Source organism: Dysgonomonadaceae bacterium zrk40 (genome assembly GCA_016916535.1).
Taxonomy (GTDB): Bacteria; Bacteroidota; Bacteroidia; order Bacteroidales; family Dysgonomonadaceae; genus Proteiniphilum.
In genome coordinates, this window is record CP070276.1 from 982,448 (window position 1) to 1,006,207 (window position 23,760).

Below are 23,760 nucleotides of genomic sequence, written 5' to 3' on the forward strand. Positions count from 1 at the left end.
GAAACATATGAACGAGAAAGTAAGATGTCTGATCATTGGATCAGGACCGGCGGGCTACACCGCTGCCATCTATGCATCAAGGGCCAACCTGGAACCGGTGCTCTACGAGGGAATGGAACCAGGCGGACAGCTGACCACCACTACAGAGGTGGAGAACTTCCCCGGATATCCGGAAGGCATCACTGGTCCCGAGATGATGGAAGACTTAAAAAAACAGGCCAGCCGTTTTGGTAGCGACGTCAGGTCAGGCAGGGCTACCGCTGTTGACTTCTCAGTGCGCCCCTTTAAGGTCACCATCGACAATGAAAAGGTGATTGAAGCCGACACGGTGATCATCTCCACAGGTGCCACCGCAAAATACCTGGGGCTGGATGATGAGAAGAAATACGCCGGTCAGGGTGTCTCAGCATGTGCCACCTGCGACGGCTTCTTCTATCGCAAGAAAAAGGTTGCTGTTGTGGGCGGAGGTGATACTGCATGCGAAGAGGCCACCTACCTCTCAGGTCTGGCCGATAAGGTCTACATGATTGTACGCAAACCCTATCTCCGTGCTTCACAGATCATGCAGGAAAGGGTAATGAACAATCCAAAGATTGAGGTCCTTTTCGAGCACAATGCAGTAGGCCTCTTCGGCGAAAGAGGTGTGGAAGGTGTGCACCTGGTGAAACGAATGGGCGAAACAGATGAAGAGCGGTATGACATTGCCGTAGATGGATTCTTCCTGGCCATCGGACACAAACCCAACACCGAAATCTTCAAGGATTATGTGGAGCTCGACGAAGTGGGATACATCAACACCGAAGCACCCACTACGAAGACCAATGTGGAAGGTGTTTTTGCCTGTGGTGACGTAGCTGACCCAATTTACCGCCAGGCAGTGACTGCTGCCGGAACAGGCTGTCGTGCAGCCATGGATGCTGAACGTTATCTCACTGAAAAAAGTCTCTGAGCAAACGGAACATAACCATTCAAAATGATTTAACTCCCTGTACCACTACAGGGAGTTTTTTTAATCCGAAGTGCAAAATATCGTCAAAATGAAATAAACTCGTTTCGTTTTAACACTACCACGGTTCAAAACAGGCCTTTTTAAGTTTCATAAATGTTAAAGTGGATTTTTTTTGTAAATGAATTTAAATTGAAGTTGTATATTTGCGCAACATTTATGAAATAATGCGAATTCAATTAAGTAATTTTAATTTTTGGGGGAAATTTTTTATCAATGTCAATGAGCAATACAAAAGCAAGTCAAACCGAAAAGAGCCAACATGTGTTAATTCATTAATTTTCAAACAAAAAAGAATGAAACGTAGAAATTGTATTCCATCAAGAGGGCTGTTCACACTCCTGCTGAGCGTGATGACCCTGTCTCTGTTTGCACAGAATCTCACCGTGCGGGGTACGGTGACCGACAATCGACAAGAACAGGTGATCGGTGCGACCATCATCCTGGAGGGAGATGCGTCACGCGGTACGGTCACCGATATTGACGGCAACTATATATTGCCCAATATTCCATCTAACGCAACACTGCAGTTCAGCTATGTGGGCATGGTAACACAGAGTGTACCGGTGAACGGGCGCACCACTATCAACGTGGTGATGAACGAGGATTCCGAGATGTTGAGCGAGGTAGTGGTGACCGCCCTGGGCATCACCAAGCAAGCCCGTTCGGTTGGTTATGCCACCTCGAGTGTCTCCACCACAGAGATTGAACGGGTGAATGCCATCAACCCAATTACCGCCCTGCAGGGCAAGGTAGCGGGTCTGGACATCAACCTGACCGGTGCTTCGGGAGTCACCTCCAGTTCTTCCATCACCATCCGTGGTGCTAAATCGATCGACAAGAACAACTCCCCCATCTTCGTAGTCGACGGTATGATCATCCAGGAGCCGCTGCGTGGTGCATTGGACGGCACCGACTGGGGATCACAGCTGAAGAACCTCAACCCGGCCGATTACGAGAGTGTCACCGTGCTGAAGGGGGCTGCCGCCACCGCACTCTACGGATCACGTGGAGCCAACGGCGCCATTGTGATCAAGTCGAAAGGTGGTCGTTACGGCAAGCAGGGACTGGGTGTGGAAATCTCCCAGATTTTGGAAACCACTGACATCTACAAGTCTCCCATCGAACTGCAGAACGTCTATGGTGCTGGCGCACCCGGTAACGGATACGAAGGGGGCTTCCTTGCCGACGGTTCGTTGCAGCGCACAGCCGCGAGCTTTGGTCCGAAGATGGATGGATCGATGATTAACCAGTATCTGCCGCACGGTCAGGCCACACCCTTTGTGGCTCATCCCGACAACTGGAAATCGCTCTATCAGGCTGGACTGAACAGCACCACCAACGTTGCAATCAACGGTGGCGGTGAGAAATCCTCCTTCCGCCTCTCCTATTCATTTACCGACAACAACGGTGTATTCAAGCGGAACAAGTTCAGCCGTCATGCAATATCCTTCCGGGGGCTAACCGAATTAAACGATGTCTTCTCACTGGAGGCTGGTGTCAACTATGCCTTCTCACGCGCACAGAACGGTGCCAACCAGGGAGGATGGAACTGGGGCGGCAACCTTGGGATGATGACCACCTACTACACACCCCGTAACATGGATGTAGCTGCATACGAAGATCTCTATCGTGATCCGGAAACAAAAGCAGTGGAGACCGACAGCCCCTGGGGCACTCTGAGGGGATATCTCCACAACCGTGATATGAACCTGGACCAGCGGTCTGAGAACTCAATGCTGAGCAACCTGACACTCAGGGCCAAGATCGCCCCCAAGCTGACGGCCAGCATCCAGGGCAACTACAACTACTACGGTATCTCCACCATGTGGCAATCCTACGGACAGGGTGCCAACTACGGACCTACAGGCAGCGGCGGTTATGGCCGTGGCGGCAACAACTCAGGCTCCTACAACTTCCTCGGGATGTTGCAGAGCATGAACAATGAATTGCAGCTTGGTGATGAGACCATCACGATCGACGGCATCCTGGCCGCAGAATTGTATGGCAACACCGAGTCCCACTCCTGGAACAAGAGTACCAACGGTGGTCTGGTTTCACCTGCCGTGTTTGCCTTCTCCAACTCAGTGAACAGGATCACCCCGAACTTCGACTACACGCCACGCAACAACCAGGCGTTCGGTCTCTCGGCCATCCTCAACTTCGCCTGGAGGGACCAGCTCTTCCTCGAGCTCACCGGCCGTAACGACTGGCTCTCCACCCTCACCTACCCCTCGTACATGTCTACAGGGATGAACAACTACACCGTGTTTTACCCCTCGGCCAACGCCTCCTGGGTCTTCAGCGACACTTTTGAGGTGCCTGAATGGCTCTCCTACGGTAAGCTGCGCGCATCCCTCTCACGAGTGGGTATGGGCACTTCCGCTTATTACACCACCCGCGGTTTCGGTGTCTTCTCGCAGAGTGCACAATATGACCCCAACAGGGAGAGCGTACTGATTGCCAACCCCAACCTGGGAACGGCATGGAACAACGACCTGAAGCCTGAGGTACAACAGTCCATCGAATTAGGTACCGACCTGCGCTTCTTTGACGAGCGGTTCAACATCGACTTCGCTTACTACAAGACCAACACCCGCAACCAGATTCTTACGGTAGCTGCTGTTACCGAAGCCGGAGCCAGCAACCAGCTGATCAATGCCGGTAATATTCAGAACCAGGGTATTGAGCTATCTCTGGAAGCAACACCTCTACGTACGGCCGACTTACGCTGGACGGTGGGAAGCAACTTCTCACTCAACAGGGGCAAGATCATCGAACTGCACGAAAATGTGAAGGAGTGGCAGCTGATGGGTCAGTACGACGGTGGCCCCGAAATCTGGGCCTACGAAGGGGGTAAATTTGGTGTGCTCACAACCGCCTACAACAACCCCTACGGAGCTGCTATCGCACGTTTCAACAACGAGGCAGACCCCTCAGACCCCAGAAACGGTAAGCCACTGATCTCCTACTGGGGAGCTGCAGGCAGTCCCACCAGCGTACCGGTATATGGCTATACCACCAATTACGACAAGGGGGTACCCGACAGGGTGGAACTGGGCAAGGTGGAACCCGATTTCCTGCTTAGCTTCAACACCTCCTTCTCCTACAAAAGCTTCGACTTCTACGCACTGGTCGACGGCCGCGTGGGTGGTAACTTCTTCTCGAACACATACAAGTACGCCTCCTCCATGGGTACCCTTCAGTCATCGCTCTACGGACGAGACATGGAAAACGGTGGCTGGCAGCGTACCAACTACAAGGGTGAGGAGGTATACGATGTCTATCCGCTGGATGGAGTATTTGACGAAGGCGCTACCGCGCCGCTCGCAAGCGACCCCAACACACGGATTGATGTAAGTGGTCTCACCTATAAGGAGGGACTTGAAAAAGGTATCCGTCCGATGCCTGCAGGTGCTTTTTATTACTACAACCTGGGCTGGGGCATGCCGGGCGAACTGGGTATCCAGGACAACACCTGGTTCTCGCTGCGCGAAATCACTATCGGATACCGACTGCCGGAGAGCATCCTGAACAAGCTTGGTGCCAATTATTTCCGCATCGGTCTCACCGGCCGCAACCTGGGATACCTGGTAAACAAATTGACCGACGGACTCAACCCCGCTTCCATCTCGAACAACAACCCGTTGACCCCGATGGATATCGGTACCGTACCTTTTTCCCGTACTTATGCCATAAACTTTACCCTCAGATTCTAACATTTCATACATTATGAACAAGATAAAATATCTCATACTGGGAATTGCATCCCTCCTACTCTTCTCGGGATGCCTGGAGGATTATCAGGAGCTGAACACCAATCCGGAACTGCTGGGAACAGTTGATCCCAGAAACGCCTTCAGCGGAGCCACCGAAAACTGGAACAACTCACAGCGCCATCATCTCACCGGCAAATATAGCGGCGTGATGCAGCTGATGCAATACATCGTGGGCAGCGGCGGAGCCTCTGCCGGCATCTATGTCAACCCGAACGGCACCTCCCGCCCTTCTCCCTACACTCCCTACTACAGCGACTACTTCGGCCAGATTGGCCTGAGGCTGCGTTACCTTGTGAACACGGTCATTCCCCTGAATCCCGAAAAAGAACGGTATCAGGATGTGGCCGCCATTGCAACCATGCTGGAGACCTACCAGGCCTGGCTGATGTTTGACGTGAACGGAGCTGCCCCCTACACTGAAGGTCTCAAGCTGGCCAGCGAAGGGATCGCCACTCCGCGATATGACCTCTATCAGGAGGATATCAACGGCAATCCTCTCTACAAGGTGTTCGACGAAAAAGTAAAGGAGAGTGTGGCACAGTTGCAGGGCTCCGATGAAAGCCAGTACAACCTTGGCAGAAATGATTTCTTCTACGGAGGTGATGTGGCCAACTGGATCCGTTTCGGCAACACACTTCGTATCAAGATGGCCCAGCGACTGGAGAAAGCTGACAACTCCTTCTACAACAGCGTGATCACCGAAGTGCTGGCCCATGCCGGCGGCATCATCGTCTCGCACGAACAGTCAGCGGTTTACCATCACCCCAATGAACACAACAATAACACCGACGACATGCAGGGGTTAACCAACAACTATGTGGCCTCACGTGCATTGGTGAACTATCTGAAGGCATACGATGATCCTCGATTGCCCATCCTGGTGCGTAGAAACGGCTTCGGATACGGAAACAACAACGCCGAGAATGATGCGGTTTTTGCAACGCTGGAGAAGTACTACCCCGACTATGCCACCCAATTCGCACAATGGACGGACCGCTATACCGGCATGGCAGCCAACCCCGACAGCACCAACAGCCTATGGTCGACCAATGCCTATTTCACCATTCCCTATGTGGATGATGAGGGTGTGGATCAGACCATGACGGTACGCAACAACAGCCAGATCGAGAGTCGCTTTTACGTGAAAAACGGCGGCAAGGTAAGCAACACCCTGGGTGTGCGTGACAAAGAAGATCAGGCCCTTTATGATGTTTCACAAGATGAAATCACCCTCTTCACCCCACTAATCACCTACCCGGAAGTATGCTTCATGATGGCTGAGATTGCCCTGAAGAAAGGTAGCTCCGTGGGTGGCAAGAGCGACCTGAACTGGTATCGTGAAGGCATCCGTGCCTCAATGGAGCAGTACCAAAACTGGGCTGAGGCGATGGCTGTTCCCTCCGCGATGAACGAGAACAGTGACAACTACAACCCCATCACTACGGCGAAAATTGATGCCTACCTGGCTCAGCCGGAGTTCCAGAGCGTATCAATGGCAAAGATTGCCTCTCAGCAGTGGGTCAATCTCTTCATGCGTCCCGAGGAGGCGTGGGCTTCCTGGAAACGCACCGGGCTTCCGGCGTTCAAGGCGCAGCCGGAACCGGTTGATGGCATAGCTTATTTTGAAGAGATCAAGACCGGTGGCGACGGGTTGGTCATTCCCAGAAGAAATGTGCTGCCAACACCCAACACCGCAAACGTGGATAACTTCAACGCAGCGGTTGAAGCTCTCAAAACAGACCCCAACTACGGTACAGCTGTTGACAGAACCGAAGGGCGTATCTGGTGGGACAAACCCTGATATTGAAAGATTTCAACGAGAAGAAAAAAGAGAGGTCGACCAGCCTCTCTTTTTTTGTGTCAAAAAAGTTCATGTTGTTAAAAAAATTACAAGGATTTACAACCAAGATGGACCAAATGAACTTTAGAACAGTACAATATAGTTGAGGATGCCAATGTCATCACAACGTTATTTCATATTCTAATTAAAAATGAGTACATTTGCAACTTATTTTAAATTATGAGAACCATATCTGTATTATTATCTTTATTCATCCACGTTTAATCACATAAGATATCATGTTGTTAAAAGTTATCAGAGAGTAAAAATACTATTATGAAAATCAGTAAAATTATCAAACAAAAAAAGATGAAAGGTAGAAATTGTTTTACAAGCAGAGGGATATTCATGCTGTTGTTCGGCATGCTATCCGTTACCCTCTTTGCCCAGAATCTCACTGTCAGAGGTACAGTGACAGATGAAAGCGGGATGACCGTGATCGGAGCCACCATCATTGTGGAAGGAGATGCAAGCAGGGGAACTGTGACAGACATCGACGGGAACTACACACTTGAAGGCGTCCAACCAAACGGATCCCTGCGCATCAGCTATGTGGGTATGAAATCCCAGGTCATCCCGGTAAACGGAAGAGAAATAATCAACGTAGTACTCCTATCCGACACCGAACTGTTGGATGAGCTGGTAGTAGTGGGTTTCGGCACACAGCGAAAAGAGAACTTAACCGGAGCGGTATCTGCGGTCAGCGCAGATGATCTGACCGCACGCCCTGTGAACAATGTTGTGGAAGCATTGCAGGGTATTGTACCGGGTATGAATATCACCACCGGTGCAAACGGTGGTGCTTTAAATGCAACACAACGTTTTAACATTCGTGGGATAGGTACCATCGGAACAGGTTCGAGCGTATCTCCGCTGGTGTTGATCGACGGGATGGAGGGAGACATGAATACCCTCAATCCGAACGACATAGAGAACATCTCGGTATTGAAAGATGCAGCAGCCTCTTCCATATACGGTTCACGCGCTCCCGGAGGTGTTATTCTGATCACCACGAAGAAGGGTAAAAGTGGAAAACCAAGTATCAACTACAACAATAGCTTCCGCTTTCTATCGCCACTAAATATGCCGGAGATGGCTGACTCCTATAACTTTGCCCTGGCAGTGAACGACCAGCTGGGAAATGGTGGTCAGGCCCCCATGTACAGTGAAAACAAACTGCAGCAGATACTGGATTTTCAACAGGGCAAATCGACCCAGTTCATGTGGGAAAGAGGCGGACGATGGAACTCATTTGATGACCCCGAGAGACAGGACATCATGCCCGCAGGGAATACAGATTGGCTCAAAACACATTTCGGCAACAGTTTCACCCAGGAACATGCCTTGAGCATCAACGGTGGCAACGATGTGAGCCAATATTATTTCTCCGGCAATTATCTCGATCAGGGAGGATTGCTCAATTATGGTGATGACAGTAAAAAGAGATACACTGTAACGGCCAGATTGAACAGCCAACTGAGTGACTGGCTGGAGATGGGTTATACAGCTCGTTTTTCAAGATCTGACTATCAGGCACCCTCCTTCACCGGCGGTGATGACATCAGTTGGAACGTCTTTTACTTCGACCTGATTCGTTACTGGCCGGTTATTCCGGTGAAGGATCCCAACGGATACTATACCGCAGAGTCGAAAGTATACCAGATTCAGGACGGCGGCCACGAGAAGATACAGAACGATGTCTTCACGCAGCAGCTCTCCTTCCGCTTTGAACCCGTTGAAAAATGGATAACAAACGTGGAGTTAAACTACAAGACCGGAAATTACTTCAGACATCGTGATTGGCAGACAGCATACGCTTATGACGTAGACGAAATTCCCTACGCAATCGCCAATCAGACAACCGGTGTGAACGAATACGCCTACAAAAGTAACTTCTTCAATCCCAATATCTATTCGGAATACAGCAGGGAACTGGGAGAAGGACATAACATCAAGGGGATGGCCGGCTTTCAGGCGGAGCTTTACACCGATCGCAATCTTTCAGGATCACAGGACAACATAGCAGCGGGAATCCCCACTCTGAATACCACTACCACAAATGCCAGAACAGGTGGCGGTTACGGGCACTGGGCGACAGCAGGTTATTTCGGACGTGTCAATTATGATTACAAGGGTCGATATCTGCTGGAGGCAAACCTGCGGTATGACGGCACTTCACGGTTCCTGGAAGATCAACGATGGAACCTGTTCCCTTCCTTTTCTGCCGGCTGGAACGTAGCCAGGGAAGACTTCTTTGAAGATTACACCGACATCATCAGCAACCTCAAACCGAGGGTTTCCTGGGGGCAACTAGGAAACCAAAATACCGATAACTGGTATCCATTCTACAGGGTAATTGGCAGGGGTAATGCCAACGGAGGATGGCTGCTTGACGGCAAAAGGCCCAATACGGCATGGGAATCTTCACTTGTTTCAGCGTTGCTCACATGGGAGAAAACAGAGACATTGAATGTTGGGGTTGACCTTTCCATGTTTCGCAATAGGTTCAATGCCACCTTCGATTGGTTCCAACGTAAGTCAATTGACATGGTGGGACCAGCACCTGAGTTACCACATATTCTCGGCATTGCCACACCGCGTGTCAACAACCTGGATATGAAATCTAAAGGATGGGAATTGCAATTGATCTGGCGCGATATGATCGAAGAGTTCCGTTATGGAGCAAGCCTGAGCCTTTCGGACAATACCGTCACGATTGACAGATACCCGAACGAATCCAAATCGCTCTCTACTTATTACCCGGGAGCGATGATTGGTGACATCTGGGGATACGAAACGATTGGTATTGCACAGACAAATGAAGAGATGCAATCTCACCTGAGCTCGATGCAGAATGGTGCTCAGAGTGCCCTGGGTTCAAACTGGGGTGCGGGTGACATCATGTACAGAGATCTCAACGGCGACGGCAAAATTGACGGAGGAAGAAATACCGTTGAAGATTCGGGTGACCGCAGAATTATCGGGAACTCCAATCCGCGTTATAACTTTGGACTGAACATGGATGCAGCTTACAAGGGTTTTGACCTGAAGCTCTTCTTCCAGGGTACACTGAAAAGAGATTACATGCCAGGCAGTGGCACCACTCTCTTCTGGGGTGCGGTGGGTTATTGGCAGACCAACTTCTTTGAACCACATCTTGACTATTTCAGGCCGGCCGACACCAAAAGTCCGCTGGGGCCTAACCTTGATGCCTATTATCCCAGACCACTTGAAAACGGACGTAACCGTGTCAGTCAGACACGCTTCCTGCAAAATGCAGCCTATGCACGTCTTAAGAATGTCACACTGGGTTACACACTCCCTGAAAATATTACCGGTCGTTTCGCGGTGAATAACCTTCGTCTTTTCGTTTCAGGTGAGAACCTCTTCACCCTTACAGGCTTGAAGATCTACGACCCTGAAACAGCAGGTATTGGAGGTTGGGACGGAGCTACTTACCCTCTCTCTAAAAGCCTTTCAGTAGGCCTTAATGTAACGCTCTAATGCATTTCCAATTAATAAAATTAGATTTTATGAAGACTAAATATTTGTCACTAATCACTATTATAATCTTGTTGGGGAGTTGCGATTCCTTCCTCGACAGGGAACCGCTGGATCAGGTCACCCCTCAGATGTATTTCAGAACAGTAGATGACCTGGCTGCCTATACCATAAACAACTATACTTTTGAGACCGTGACATCCGGTTATGGCATCAATTTCTTTGGCATTGACAACCACACCGACAATCAGGCAGGAACGGGATACCCCATTTTCTGGCAGCCGGGTGAGAAGAAGGTTCCTTCCGGTGATGGAGGATGGAACTGGGGGAGTATTCGTTCCAACAACTACTTTCTCGAAAATGTGCTTCCTAAGTACGAGGCAGATGAGATCACCGGAAACAAGGATCATGTAAGACACTACATCGGTGAGATGTATCTCATCCGTGCATACAACTATTTCCAAAAATTGAAAAGTTTCGGTGATTTCCCAATTATAACGGAAGTGTTGCCTGACGATGAAGTGCAACTGATAGAAGCAAGCAAAAGAAAACCCAGAAACCAGGTTGCCCGTTTTATCCTGGAAGATTTGGATAAGGCAGCTGATTTTTTGATGGATACACCCCCGCATGGAAAAAACAGAGTATCCAAAAATGTTGCTCATCTGCTGCGTGCGCGTGTAGCGCTGTATGAAGGGACCTGGGAAAAATATCACAAAGGGACTGCATTTGTACCCGGAGGAACTGGATGGCCCGGCAATCAGACAGATGTACAGGGATTCAACATTGACAGTGAAATTGATTATTTCCTTGGAGAAGCGATGAAGTCTGCGAAGATCGTGGGTGACATCACCGTCAACAATTTGACAGAAAACAGTGATACTAGTGAAGGAATGGATGCATCCCTCAATATCCTCAATCCATATTACATGATGTTTGCCGATGAAGATATGGAAAAATATGATGAGGTACTGATGTGGAAAGACTTCAACAAGTCAATGGGTATAGTAAACAACCTTCAGATGGAGTTGGAACGTAACGGAGGCGGATCAGGCTGGACAAGAGGGATGGTAAATTCATTCCTGATGCGAAACGGTTTACCTATCTATGCAGAGGGGTCCGGATATGACCCATTATGGGAAACAGAAGGGGTCAATGAAACCCTTCAGGGAAGAGATTCCAGAATCGTGATCTTCACCAAAAAGCCCGGAGATGTTAATTTTTACCAGACCGACGGGACTCCCAACCTTACCAGTATCCGTCTCATATTTGGTGATGCAGGCAGTCAGGCTACAACCGGTTACATGATTAAGAAAGGAAAGCACTACTCACCCATCATGGCCAACGATCATGATTCAGGGACAAGTGGCGGCATTGTCTTCCGTGGAACCGAAGCGATGCTGATCTACATGGAAGCATCCTATCTGAAAAACAGCAGCATTGATGCCACAGCCGACAAATACTGGCGTGCAATTCGTCGTCGTGCAATGGTCAATGAAGACTACAACAAAACGATCAATGCAACGCTGATGAGTGAAGAGGCTAAATGGGATTTTGGGGCTTATTCACACGGACAATTGATTGATCCCGTACTCTATAATATTCGTCGTGAACGGCGAAATGAACTTGCCGCTGAAGCTTTCAGATGGGATGACCTGAAGCGGTGGCGTGCAATGGATCAGTTAAAAAATAATCCATACAAGGTTGAAGGCATGCAATTCTGGGGAAGCAGCTATGAGACAGAATTGGCCGATTTGACAATTGTTGATGCAGCTTCAGGGAACATGTCAGCACCCACGTTAAGCAATTACATTGTACCCTATGAAAAGATTACGGTCAACAACAATATTGCCGCACAAGGAGGTTGGCTATTCACACCGGCTCACTACCTGGAACCGATTGGCATGGATGTATTCAGGCTTACGGCCAGTGACAAATCCAACTTTGAATCATCGGTCGTTTACCAGAACCCGGGTTGGGGAATTCAGGCGCAAACAGGACCAACAGATGTAGAGTAAACTGTCATAACGAGCAATGCTTGCCGGGGGATAATTGAATGATTATTCCCCGGCTTTTTTATTCTAAGAAAGCAGATGGGCAGGTGGATGTAATTTACTTTTTATGGGAGATCACTCGCATCTCATGTAAAAAAATGTTACTTTTGTCCTACACTCACATAACAATACAACTCATGAAGAAAACGCTCATCTTGCTATACCTTCTCCTCCCCGCAATTTTGTTATATGCCCAGCTACCGGAAGGTACTTACCGTGAGGGCAATGACTCACTCTGCCTGAAAGATCAACATGCCATGTTTCACCTCAGTGGCTTTGCAGGACTATCTGTTGCACAGGTGGGAGAAGGGAAATATGAGCAGCTGGGAGATATATTGGTGGTTCACACCGGTGAGTATTCAGGTGAAAAATCCTCTTCCCGTACACTACCCGCATCACGGAAAGACAGCTGCATGGTGGAAGTTGTGGGTAGTAACAATTATCCCTTATACCCAATTCTGGTTGAGTCATACAGCAAATCGGGTAAACTGCTGGAAGGGAAGGTGACCTCTCAGGAAGGAAAACTGTTTCTCACGGAAACGGAAAAAATAGGTTCAATCGTTGTTTCGGCTTTGGGATACCATACCCATCGCATGCAATATGAACCGGAACTTGACTATCAGGTTCAGCTCGCAGAAAATGAGATCATTGAAAACAGGGAAGTGGTGTTTCGATGCAACATTATCGATGAGGAAACCATCTCACTGTTAATGTTGAGTGATGATTTCAAAGCAGGCAAAAATCGTGACCGCGAATTGCAGAAGTTACTCAAGAAAGCCCGACGCAACAACAAGATAGACAAACGGATGAAAAAGGTATACGTCCCTTACGAACGGAAGTTCTAGAAAGGGAGTACGTCAGGAGAGCAACTGCCGCACCTTTTCAGAGACTACCCGTCCCTCAGCGCTGCCCGCCAACCGTTTGGTAGCGACTGCCATCACCTTCCCCATCTCTTTTACAGAGGCAGCACCTGTCTCTGTGATAATCTCCTGGATGATTGCTGTCAGTTCCTCGTCGGTAAGTTGTGCCGGGAGGAACTGCTGGATTACCTTTATCTGTGCCAACTCAGGTTCGGCCAGATCGCTCCGATTTTGTGAAGCATAAATCTCGGCACTCTCTTTACGCTGTTTCACCATTTTTTGCATGATGGCCACTGTTGCTTCATCAGTGATCTCTTCGGGAGCACCCTTGGCGGTTCTTGCTTCCAACAACTCCTTCTTGATCCCGCGCAATGCTTCTAACCGCACTTTGTCTTTGGCCAACATTGCCTTTTTAATCTCTTCGCTTATTACATCCAAAAATGCCATATTCGTTTCTCCTCTTTCAATTACAACTCAATTCTATTTGTCAAATATTTCAGAACGTCAATCAAACAACGATCCTGATGCCTGAGGTGCATCGGTTTTAAAGATCCTCGGATTAAAATCCGGTTCGCGTTTGAAGACAGGAGTCTTCTCCAGTGCCTCCAGCACCTTGTCGTCGTCCAGTTCATCAATGCTGAGCACAAAAGGTTCCAGCCTGTAGTTGACGGTGGTGAGTGATTTGAGACCTTTCTTGCCGTAGTATTTCTCTATCAGTTCCTTGTCCTTACGCTCCTGCTCGATCCTGGCATCATGCTCAATCTGGCGCTGTATCTCCTCAGCCTTGGTACGTTCCTGATGTTGCTCTTCGATGCCGGGCACATCTGTGATGGAAAAGCCGGTGGCCAACAGTGTCACTTTCACCTCCTTATCAAGCTCCTCTTCTACTGCCGCACCCCATATTACCTCAATCTCCCTGCTGAACTTCGACATGAAGTCATGCAGCGCGTTCATCTCCTCCATCATAAGAGGGTTCTCCTCGCCGAAGGCGAGGTTCATCAGTATCTTCTTGGCACTGAACACATCGTTGTTGTTCAGCAACGGGGAGTGGAGTGCATTGCGGATGGCATCGTTGATACGATCCTCACCGCTGCCGAGGCCACTGCTCATGATCGCCACGCCACCGTCTTTCAGTGTGGTTTCCACATCGGCAAAGTCGAGGTTCACATGACCATGTATGGTGATGATTTCTGCTATGCTGCGGGCAGCTGTAGCCAGTGTGTCGTCGGCCTTGGCAAAAGCGTTGAGCATGGTCAGGTCGCTGTAGATATCGCGCAGCCGTTCGTTATTGATTACCAGCAAGGCATCAACGTTAGAAGCAATTTCCTCCACCCCTTTGAGGGCCTGCACAATTTTGCGTGGCCCCTCAAACATGAAAGGAATGGTAACGATCCCCACCGTGAGGATCCCCATCTCTTTTGCCACACGGGCAACGACAGGGGCTGCACCGGTACCGGTGCCACCTCCCATACCGGCAGTGATGAAGACCATTTTGGTACCATCATTGAGTAGATCCTCGATCAGCTGCACGCTCTCTTCGGCAGCCTTACGGGCCACCTCGGGCTTGTTTCCGGCACCCAGACCTCCGGTGGTGTGCTGTCCCAGTTGCACCTTCACCGGTACGGGTGATTCCTTCAGCGCCTGGTTGTCAGTATTGCATAATGCAAACGATACATCATGTATCCCACCCTCAAACATGTGGTTCACGGCGTTGCCACCGCCACCACCCACGCCAATCACCTTGATGATGGTATCGGTACGACTATCAATTAGAAATTCCAGTATCTCGTCATTCATCACACACAGTTGTTACTTGGTTATTCGTCATCTTCTGAGAAGATGTTGCCGAACATATCTTCCATTTTCGTGAAGAAACCACCCTCCGTCTTCTCCACTTTTTCTTTTTTCACCTTTTCCTTTTTAATCTTTTTCTCTTTCTCCGATTTGGAGCGCCACGGCCAAACAGAGGAGGAGGATTCTTCCTCCTCGGATGCAGCATCTGTCATCTCCACCTCATCTCTCTCACAGTTGTCAACCGCCGTGAGCAGCATTCCCAGCGCCAGCGTGAAGGAGGGATCACCAGTCAACTCCGGCGCGTTGTTTACGATGGCTTTACGTGCAGTTGCCTTGCGCACTGCCATCTTCAGTTTTTGCCCGAGGTAGAGGTCCAGGTTTTTGAGTAGAGAGGCGCCACCGGTGATGATTGCACCCGCCCCAAGCTGTCCCTCGTAACCGGAGAGGGATATCTGTTCGCGGATGTTGGCGATGAGCTCATCGAGCCGCATGACGATCACCTTGTTCAGTTCAGCCAGGTCGACATCTGGTTTGGAAGAGAAGGGTGAGGAGAAGAGTGGTCCCTCATGCGTCTCTATGGCTTTCCCAAACTTTATTTTGAGTTGTTCAGCATCGTTCTCGGTGAAGTTGAGCGCGCAAATATCTTTGGTGATGCTCCGTCCGCCAAAGGGAATCACCACCATCCGGCGCAGGATGCCCTCCTTGTAAACAGAAAGAGTGGTGGTACCGGCACCAAAATCAAGGAAAGCACATCCCAACTCTTTCTCTTCGTCGGTGAGGGCGATGGCGGCAGTTGCAGTAGGACCTACCACATATCCAGCAATCTCCAGTTCAGTTTTCGTAGAAATGCTCTTCTCAATATTGTTCATCAGGTTGGGACGTCCCACAATCAGCTCAAAACCGGCTTCAATCTGGCTGCCGGTCACCCCCACAGGACTTCTCTCCGGCTTATCGTCGATGTAATACTCCACATCAGCCACCTGGTAGTTTCGCTTCATGTCGGGCTGGTATTTCTCAGCAATATTGCGCAGTTGGGCAACCACCTCTTCGGTAACCATCCCGGCCGGCAGACGTCTCATCTCGTTGAACTCCATGGTGTGGAGCGACTGACCGGCCAGCGACACGTACACCCTGCCGATTTTACGATCGCTGCTGTTCTCCAGCATCCGCACCAGTTTGTGCACGTTAGCCCCTGCCTGTTCGATGTTGTAGATCACTCCCCTGCGGATGGAGTTGCCGGAGTCAATGCTTCCGCTGGCGATCACTGAGATGACGCCGCTGTCGTTCCTGCGCCCCATCACACCCTTTATTCTGGTGGTGCCCAAATCGATCACTGCAGTAAATCCTGATGAAGTCATATGATTGATGAACTTTTATTTATATCTTTTTTAACAAACACTCTCACAAACGCTTTTGTTTGCATCTTCACATCATTTAATGGAGGTTTCAGCGGTTAGTTACCGTTTGAAGAGCAACCAATTGTCAGCAGTGCCTGTTACTTCCTGGTGCAAACCACCTGGTTATCATACTTCAGGTTGATCTCACTGTATCGATTCCATCCCACTACGTTCAAACCCTCATCTACAAAACGGACAAATTTGGAGAGCTTGGCCGTGTAATCCTCAAGGCTCCCCATCACCACATGAAAATCACCCGCACGAGGAATCAGCACCACATCCCCATTGCTTCTCACATCGATCTGTTCGATCCATGCATCCCAATCGCCATTGCGACGCAGGAACATAGCAAAATCGTACAACTGATCGCTGGCAAACGCCTGAGAGACTGCCCCTGTTGCCAACGGCACATACACTGTAAAGGCTGATGAAACAGGCATGATACGTCGTTCCTGGTCCACGTAAAAACTTCCCTCTTTGTCGGAGATGACCCTCAGCACCGGCTCTCGTTGACGAATGAAAGCAACAATGCCACTGCCGGGTGTGGTATAAACCTCAGCCGACTCCACCAGTTGGTTTGTAAGAATGGTGTCACGGATTGCCAGGGTATTGATTTCACTGAAGGGTTTCCCTACCGGATAAAGCTTGTGACGCTTCACCAATCTTTCTACATCGCTCGCAAGCACAAACTGGGTCCTACTACTGTCTTCAATCACCACCTCAAAGGTTTCACACAGCTTGTTACGTGCAACCTTCCTGAAATAGGCGGCAGAGAAGACCAGGTAGCCAATAGTCACCAGTGCGACCAGTATGAGCAGGGTTTTTTTCAATTGTTGATTGGTTTGATTTGACATTGCAAAGATACATCAAGATGCGCAAAGGCCCTGCAAATTAATGTTCGTTAATCATTCATCAGATAGCGTTCACGCAACATCTTTTCTATTGCCGGCAGCAGCCGGTCGATGTCACCGGCACCAAAAGTCACAAGCACTTCCATCTCGAGGTTGCGCAGACAATCCAGCACCCCTTCTTTGCTGCACAACTGCTTCCGGGCAAGGGTGATCCTATCGAGGAGCATCCCGGAGGTAACCCCCTCAATCGGCTCCTCCCGTGCAGGATAGATGTCGAGCAGGATTACCTCGTCGGCGAGTGAAAGGCTCTCGGCAAACTGATCGGCAAAGTCACGTGTGCGGCTGTACAGATGGGGTTGAAAGAGAGCTGTCAACTTCCGTTCCGGGTAGAGCGCCTTGATCGATTCGATGGCTGCGGTCAGCTCCCTGGGGTGGTGGGCGTAATCGTCGATAAAGACGATCCTGTCGCTTTTGATATGGAAGTCGAACCGTCTTCGTGCACCTGCAAAGCTTGCCATTGCTTTCCTCATCTCATCAGCAGTCGCCCCGCATAGTTCAGCAGCTGCCATGGCAGCCACACTGTTCTCGATGTTGATCTTCACCGGCACCCCAAGGTTGATATCGTTGATCCTTTGTCCGGGCGAGACATAATCAAACCGGATCTCACCATCACCAATGCGAATATTATCGGCATGATAGTCACCTTCCGATTCTGAATAGCTCCTCACATTCACCCCTTGAACGGTTTTGGGTGTGAGTACTGTCCCTATCTTGAGGAGGAGTGTTCCCCCGGGGCGGATCAACGAGGTGAAATGTTCAAAGCTCTCTCGATAAGCCTCTGCCGTTCCGTAGATATCCAGGTGATCAGGATCGGCAGAGGTGATGATGGCAATATGGGGTCTGAGCCAGTGAAAGGAGCGGTCATATTCATCCGCCTCGGCAACGGTGATTTTGCTCTGTTCAGAAAGCAGCAGATTGGTGTTGTAGTTTTTCAGAATGCCTCCCAGAAAAGCATTGCAATCGACATGTGACTGACGCAGCAGGTGTGCAGTCATGCTCGAGACAGTAGTTTTTCCATGCGTTCCCGCCACACAGATCGCATCACTGGCACGGGTGATCTCACCCAGCAGTTCGGCTCTTTTCATCATCCTGAAACCATTCAACCTGAAGTAGGTGAGCTCACCATGACTCGCGGGAACGGCAGGGGTGTAAACCACCAGTGTCCGCTCCCTGTCGGTGAACGCGGCAGGGATCTCATCAATCTTATCATTGTAGTGCAGATAGGCCCCCTCACTTCGGAGCTGTTCCGTGAGGGCTGACTCGGTACGATCATATCCTCCTACCAACTTCCCCTGTGAGAGGAAATAGCGGGCCAGGTTGCTCATACCAATCCCGCCAATCCCAATAAAATAGATCTGATCGTAGTTGAACGACCTCTCTTCGTGGTTCTCCATCTTTTCTTTCATCATCAGTGACGCTTCACAAGTTTTTCAATCTCATCAACGATCCTATCGGCGGAGTTGTATTGAGCCAGCATTGCAATGTTGCGGCTCAACTCCTGCAGACGATGCTCGTCACGTACCAACGCAAGCGCTTCATCAATCAACCTCTCGGTGGCATCCCTGTCGGGAACCATCAGCGCAGCATCGTTTCTCACCAGTGATTCTGCATTGCGCGTCTGATGATCTTCCGCCACGTTGGGGGAAGGCACGAGGATCACAGCCTTTTGCAGGAGTGAGAACTCTGAGATGGAACCGGCACCGGCACGTGAGATCACCAGATCGGATACAGCATAGGCATAATCCATACGGGAGAGGAAATCGAACAGGTGGACATTGGTGGGTATGTTACCGTCACGCTGCAATTGCTGCATCTCTTTATAGTAATAGGTCCCACACTGCCAGATTACCTGCAGGTCATCGCTCTCTGCCAGTTTGCCGAATGCGGCCACGATGCTCTCGTTGAGGGTGCGGGCACCCAGGCTCCCACCTACCATCAGGATGGTTTTTCTTGCCGGATCCAGTCCGAAATAATTGTATCCCTCACTCCGTTTCTGATCTGTGATCGTCAGATCTTGCCGACAAGGATTGCCGGTGAGCACGATCTTCTCCTTCGGGAAGAAACGCTCCATGCCCTCATAAGCCACACAGATCACCTCCGCCCTCTTTGCCAGCACCTTGTTGGTGACACCGGCGTAGGAGTTCTGCTCCTGCAGGAGCGTTGGCACTCCTGCCGCGGCAGCCGCTTTCAGCAAGGGACCGCTGGCATAGCCTCCCACCCCTACTGCTACCTGTGGCCTGAAATCCTTCACGATCTTCTTCGCAAGGCGCATGCTTTTAAGGAGCTTCCAGGCAACAGGGATATTTTTCAGCAGGTTTTTCCTGTCGAAGCCGGCTACCGGCAGCCCTATAATGTTGTATCCTGCCGCGGGCACTCGTTTCATCTCCATCCTGCCGAGGGCTCCCACAAAGAGGATCTCAGCATCCGGCCAACGCTCCCTGATTGCGTTGGCAATAGATACGGCAGGGAAAATATGTCCACCGGTGCCGCCACCGCTGACGATGACTTTGGGTGCTTTCATATTTGCTTGATCTATTTTCTGCATCACATTCATGTTATCAATCTCTGTTGTCTTTCTGGGATTGAATCTACCGGGCATGATATACTTCAAAGGGAACCTCATCCGGTTGGGGTGACCGGTTCAGGATCTCCTGCGGCAACTCATCTTCACCTGCTGACTCCGTCTCTTCAATATCCTGATTGAGGTCACTCTCCGGTGTGTCCTCATTTTTCTTTTTACCGATACCGAAACGGTCGGCACTCAACATCAACCCGAAATAGGCACAGGTGATGAGCGTAGAGGTACCGCCGCGACTGATCAGCGGAAGCGGCTGACCGGTTACCGGTATCAGGTTGACCGCCACTGCCATGTTAATGAATGCCTGTATGGAGAGCATCATGGCGGAGCCCAAAACCAGGTATTTCGGAAAGAGCTTTTCCGTTTTACGGGCAATCATACCGGCACGGATCAGGATGATCACGTAGAGCATCAATACGAAGAGCCCTCCAATCAAACCCATCTCCTCGATGATGATCGCATAGATGAAATCGGAATAGGCTTGAGGGAGAAAATCACGCTCAGTGCTGTTACCGGGAAAAACGCCCAACAGTCCACCGTTTGAGATGGCGATCTTGGCATGGGCCACCTGATAATTATCGTCGGTGATGGTAAAATAGTCCTCTTCCGAGAGTTCTTTGGCCGAACCAAAATGCTCGATGCGGTTCTGCCAGGTACCGAGACGGCTCAGGGGACCGGAATTGGTCCAACTGTCAGGAATCACATTGAGTAAGAGCACAAAGAGTAGGACAAGCGCCACACCGGCGCCGGCAATTTTGATCAGGCGTATCAGTTTCACGTTGCCGATAAACATCAACAGAAAACAAACGCCAAAGAGCAGCACAGCAGTTGAGAGGTTGTCCATCGCGATGATGCCGGTTACCACCAGCATCAGACCGATCATCCACTTGAAGAGAAGCGCATCATTGCTCCCATTCTGTTTGCTAAGCAGGAAGGCGATGGTACCCATCAGTGAGATTTTCGCAATCTCGGAGGGTTGGATGGTGAACCCCATGAATGAAATCCAACGCTCGGCACCATTGACACTGGTTCCTATAAAAGGAGTGAGGATCAGCAGGATGATGGCTCCCAACAACACAAAAATGAGTGAGGAGAAAAAGCGATAGGGTATGTTGTGCACCAGCAGGATCACCCCCACCCCGGCAATCAGGAACATGGCATGCCGCAAGAGAGGCCCCCAGATGTTCTGCTGACGATAGACGATGGTGCTTGTGGCACTGAATATCTCCACCAGCGAAATCACACACAGGGCGATGAAAACCGACCAGATTACTTTGTCTCCCTTGAATATCTTTCTTCCGAAATCTCCCCAGGAGAACCCCTGTTCACTGAGATCCTCACCGGGGGAAAGAAATGGATTGTTACTCTTCTCCATATTTTTTAGCGTTTAGCTGTCAGCATTCATAAATTTCTGACACACTCCTTGAACTGGTCGCCCCGATCCTCATAGTTCCTGAAGAGGTCAAAGCTGGCACAGCAGGGTGAAAGTAATACGGTATCTCCTTTTTGTGCCAGCCGATAAGCAGTACGCACTGCATCTTCCATTGAGGCGGTATCGCAGATTGTTTCTACTTTCCCGTCAAAGAAGGCATGCAGCTTGCTGTTGTCGGCTCCCAGGAAGATCAAGGCCCTCACATTGCTGCGCACCAGCTCTTCGATCTCACGGTAGTCGTTTCCCTTATCGGTACCACCAAGAATCAATACCGTTTTTGTGCGCATGCTCTGAAGGGCATACCAGCAAGAGTTCACGTTGGTGGCTTTTGAGTCGTTGATATATTGCACACCGCGTACGGTTGCCACCTTTTCGAGACGATGCGGCACCCCCCGGAAGTCGGCAAGCGAGCTGCGAAGCTGCTCATCGGTGATATCCATCAGCTTGGCCACGATACCCGAGGCCAGAGAGTTGTAAACGTTGTGCATCCCCTCAAGGGCCAGTAATTCAAGCTCCATGTCAAATTGATAATCTTTTGTATTGATATACATTTTGCTGTTTGCCGTATAACCGACAGTGGCTGCTGTTTGCTTTTCCCCGAAAGGATAGCAAGTGGCTGCCGGTTTTAGTTTCTCTATCTCTCGTGTGATCACGGGATCGTCGATCCAGTAGATGAATGCATCCTCCATTTTTTGGTTGCGCATGATTCGCATTTTGGCATCTACATAATACTGCAAGTTATGGTCGTAGCGGTCCAGGTGATCAGGGGTGATGTTTAGCAGCACTGCGATATCGGCTTTGAAGTCATACACCCCCTCCAGCTGAAAGCTACTCAACTCCAGCACATAGCAATCATAATTCTCTTCTGCCACCTGGCGGGCGAAGCTCTTGCCGATGTTGCCTGCCAACCCCACATGAAGTCCGGCCTTTTTGAGGATATGCCAGATCAGGCTGGTGGTGGTGGTCTTACCGTTGCTGCCGGTGATGCAAATCATCTTGGCAGTGGTATACCTGCCTGCGAACTCAATCTCGGAGATCACCTTGATCCCCTTTTCAATCACTTTCTGCATCAACGGTGTAGTATCGGGGATGCCGGGGCTTTTGACAATCTCGTCGGCTTGCAGGATCCGCTCCTCGGTGTGACCGCCCTCCTCAAAGGGAATATGATGGCTGAGAAGCGTCTCACGATGATCCACCCTGAGACTGCCATTGTCGGAGAGAAATACCTCCAACCCCTTTTGTTGCGCCAGGATGGCAGTTCCCACCCCGCTTTCGCCACCACCCAGTATCACCAATCTATTCTTGCTCATCTCACACTCTCTTTACGTATAACAGGTTCTTTGCGTCATCTCATCTTCAGCGTGGCCAGTGCCAGCACAGCCAGTATCATTCCCACGAGCCAGAAACGGCTTACGATCTTGGGCTCTGCCAGTGGGGCAAAGGGCCTTTGAAAGAAGGCATCGATGCTGCCGTCACCCGGTTTCTGGTAATGGTGGTGCAGCGGTGTCATCTTGAAGATGCGTCGTCCGGCCCCATATTTCTTTTTGGTATACTTGAAGTAGGTGACCTGTGCAATCACGGAGAGTGCCTCCACGAAGAAGACACCACATAGGATTGGCAGCAGCAACTCTTTGTGAATCAACACGGCAAAGACGCCGATGATACCACCCAGGGTGAGACTGCCGGTATCGCCCATGAAAACCTGTGCCGGGTAGGCGTTGTACCATAGAAAGCCGACACATGCTCCCACGAAGGCAGAGGCGAACACCATCAGTTCATCACTGCCGGGGATGTGCATGATGTTGAGGTAGGAAGCAAAGTCGACACGGCCCGAAACATAGGCCAGGATTCCGAGAGCCACCCCGATGATGGCAGAGGAGCCAGAGGTGAGTCCGTCGAGGCCGTCGGTCAGGTTGGCACTGTTGGAGACGGCGGTGACGATCAGAATCACCATCAGGATGAAGACCACCCAGACTGCCTCGTCGGCATAATCGCCCATCCAGCTCACCAACCAGCGGTAGTCGAAGTTGTTGTTCTTCATGAAGGGAATGGTGGTACTGGTGGTTTTCACATCTTCGGTCTGGTAGGTAACCTCTTCAATGACGTTGTTGACCCGCACCTCCATATTTTCCCGTACCACCGCATCGGGACTGAAGTATAGCGTGAGACCCACAATCAGGCCCAGACCTACTTGTGCTACAATCTTGAACTTACCCTTCAAACCCTCCTTATCTTTCTTGAACACCTTGATGTAATCGTCTGCGAAGCCCAGCAGGCCTAGCCAGACTGTGCTGACAAGCATCAGGATGATGTAGATGTTCTCGAGCTTACCGAATAGCAGTGTGGATAACAGGATGGAGAGGATGATGATCACCCCGCCCATGGTGGGAGTGCCCCGTTTACTGTACTGACCCTCCAGGTCGAGGTTCCGTATGGTCTCGCCAACCTGTTTCTGCTGCAGCTTGTCGATGATTCTCTTGCCCACAAAGATGCCTATGAGCAGAGAGAAGATGACAGCCATGGCCGAACGGAACATCACATACTGGAACATGCCCGCCCCGGGGAAGTTAAGCGTGTCGAGATAGTCAAATAGATAGTAGAGCATAAGAAT

General features: G+C 50.2%; 15 protein-coding genes. 6 read left to right on the top strand and 9 right to left on the bottom strand.

The window, feature by feature from the left end:
• The first annotated feature begins 7 nt into the window (after positions 1-7).
• From trxB to JS578_04300, 6 genes are all read left to right on the top strand, one after another.
• Positions 8-949, top strand: coding sequence for a thioredoxin-disulfide reductase (gene trxB, locus JS578_04275; GenBank protein QRX64469.1), 942 nt, complete (start codon positions 8-10; stop codon positions 947-949).
• Positions 950-1,302: 353 nt separating this feature from the next.
• Entirely contained in the window at positions 1,303-4,725 is a 3,423-nt protein-coding gene (locus tag JS578_04280) for a SusC/RagA family TonB-linked outer membrane protein (GenBank protein ID QRX64470.1), read from the top strand.
• A gap of 13 nt (positions 4,726-4,738) precedes the next feature.
• Positions 4,739-6,586, top strand: coding sequence for a SusD/RagB family nutrient-binding outer membrane lipoprotein (locus tag JS578_04285; GenBank protein QRX64471.1), 1,848 nt, complete (start codon positions 4,739-4,741; stop codon positions 6,584-6,586).
• 348 nt (positions 6,587-6,934) lie between these two features.
• Positions 6,935-10,129, top strand: a complete 3,195-nt coding sequence (locus tag JS578_04290; protein QRX64472.1) for a TonB-dependent receptor — start codon at positions 6,935-6,937, stop codon at positions 10,127-10,129.
• A 29-nt stretch (positions 10,130-10,158) separates the two neighbouring features.
• Positions 10,159-12,141, top strand: a complete 1,983-nt coding sequence (locus JS578_04295; GenBank protein QRX64473.1) for a RagB/SusD family nutrient uptake outer membrane protein — start codon at positions 10,159-10,161, stop codon at positions 12,139-12,141.
• Positions 12,142-12,314: 173 nt separating this feature from the next.
• Positions 12,315-13,022 (top strand): hypothetical protein, encoded by a 708-nt coding sequence (locus JS578_04300; protein ID QRX64474.1) that lies wholly within the window; start codon positions 12,315-12,317, stop codon positions 13,020-13,022.
• Between the two features lie 12 nt (positions 13,023-13,034).
• Here the strand turns inward: JS578_04300 and JS578_04305 are convergent, their stop codons facing one another.
• The 9 genes from JS578_04305 to JS578_04345 form a co-directional block, all read right to left on the bottom strand.
• Positions 13,035-13,484, bottom strand: a complete 450-nt coding sequence (locus JS578_04305; protein QRX64475.1) for a GatB/YqeY domain-containing protein — start codon at positions 13,482-13,484, stop codon at positions 13,035-13,037.
• Positions 13,485-13,541: 57 nt separating this feature from the next.
• Positions 13,542-14,834 (bottom strand): cell division protein FtsZ, encoded by a 1,293-nt coding sequence (gene ftsZ, locus JS578_04310; GenBank protein ID QRX64476.1) that lies wholly within the window; start codon positions 14,832-14,834, stop codon positions 13,542-13,544.
• A 20-nt stretch (positions 14,835-14,854) separates the two neighbouring features.
• The gene (gene ftsA / locus JS578_04315) at positions 14,855-16,189 is read right to left on the bottom strand and encodes a cell division protein FtsA (GenBank protein QRX64477.1); all 1,335 of its coding nucleotides are present in this window, start codon (positions 16,187-16,189) and stop codon (positions 14,855-14,857) included.
• A 137-nt stretch (positions 16,190-16,326) separates the two neighbouring features.
• The gene (locus JS578_04320; protein QRX64914.1) at positions 16,327-17,037 is read right to left on the bottom strand and encodes a hypothetical protein; all 711 of its coding nucleotides are present in this window, start codon (positions 17,035-17,037) and stop codon (positions 16,327-16,329) included.
• Between the two features lie 92 nt (positions 17,038-17,129).
• Positions 17,130-18,533, bottom strand: a complete 1,404-nt coding sequence (locus JS578_04325; GenBank protein ID QRX64915.1) for a UDP-N-acetylmuramate--L-alanine ligase — start codon at positions 18,531-18,533, stop codon at positions 17,130-17,132.
• A 14-nt stretch (positions 18,534-18,547) separates the two neighbouring features.
• Positions 18,548-19,660 carry an undecaprenyldiphospho-muramoylpentapeptide beta-N-acetylglucosaminyltransferase gene (gene murG, locus JS578_04330; protein ID QRX64478.1) on the bottom strand — a complete coding sequence of 371 codons (1,113 nt, stop codon included), beginning with the start codon at positions 19,658-19,660 and terminating at the stop codon, positions 18,548-18,550.
• A gap of 67 nt (positions 19,661-19,727) precedes the next feature.
• Positions 19,728-21,092, bottom strand: a complete 1,365-nt coding sequence (locus JS578_04335; GenBank protein ID QRX64479.1) for an FtsW/RodA/SpoVE family cell cycle protein — start codon at positions 21,090-21,092, stop codon at positions 19,728-19,730.
• A 26-nt stretch (positions 21,093-21,118) separates the two neighbouring features.
• Complete coding sequence (gene murD, locus JS578_04340) at positions 21,119-22,459, bottom strand: UDP-N-acetylmuramoyl-L-alanine--D-glutamate ligase (protein ID QRX64480.1); 1,341 nt, start codon at positions 22,457-22,459, stop codon at positions 21,119-21,121.
• 35 nt (positions 22,460-22,494) lie between these two features.
• Positions 22,495-23,754: a phospho-N-acetylmuramoyl-pentapeptide-transferase gene (locus JS578_04345; protein QRX64481.1), complete on the bottom strand. Its 1,260-nt coding sequence runs from the start codon at positions 23,752-23,754 to the stop codon at positions 22,495-22,497.
• Positions 23,755-23,760 lie beyond the last annotated feature (6 nt).

Coding starts and splice junctions, on each gene's coding strand:
- JS578_04280 (QRX64470.1), top strand. CDS start 1,303: ATGAAACGTAGAAATTGTATTCCATCAAGAGGGCTGTTCACACTCCTG.
- ftsZ (QRX64476.1), bottom strand. CDS start 14,834: ATGAATGACGAGATACTGGAATTTCTAATTGATAGTCGTACCGATACC.
- JS578_04305 (QRX64475.1), bottom strand. CDS start 13,484: ATGGCATTTTTGGATGTAATAAGCGAAGAGATTAAAAAGGCAATGTTG.
- ftsA (QRX64477.1), bottom strand. CDS start 16,189: ATGACTTCATCAGGATTTACTGCAGTGATCGATTTGGGCACCACCAGA.
- murG (QRX64478.1), bottom strand. CDS start 19,660: ATGAAAGCACCCAAAGTCATCGTCAGCGGTGGCGGCACCGGTGGACAT.
- murD (QRX64480.1), bottom strand. CDS start 22,459: ATGAGCAAGAATAGATTGGTGATACTGGGTGGTGGCGAAAGCGGGGTG.
- trxB (QRX64469.1), top strand. CDS start 8: ATGAACGAGAAAGTAAGATGTCTGATCATTGGATCAGGACCGGCGGGC.
- JS578_04345 (QRX64481.1), bottom strand. CDS start 23,754: ATGCTCTACTATCTATTTGACTATCTCGACACGCTTAACTTCCCCGGG.
- JS578_04295 (QRX64473.1), top strand. CDS start 10,159: ATGAAGACTAAATATTTGTCACTAATCACTATTATAATCTTGTTGGGG.
- JS578_04335 (QRX64479.1), bottom strand. CDS start 21,092: ATGGAGAAGAGTAACAATCCATTTCTTTCCCCCGGTGAGGATCTCAGT.
- JS578_04325 (QRX64915.1), bottom strand. CDS start 18,533: ATGGAGAACCACGAAGAGAGGTCGTTCAACTACGATCAGATCTATTTT.
- JS578_04290 (QRX64472.1), top strand. CDS start 6,935: ATGAAAGGTAGAAATTGTTTTACAAGCAGAGGGATATTCATGCTGTTG.
- JS578_04300 (QRX64474.1), top strand. CDS start 12,315: ATGAAGAAAACGCTCATCTTGCTATACCTTCTCCTCCCCGCAATTTTG.
- JS578_04285 (QRX64471.1), top strand. CDS start 4,739: ATGAACAAGATAAAATATCTCATACTGGGAATTGCATCCCTCCTACTC.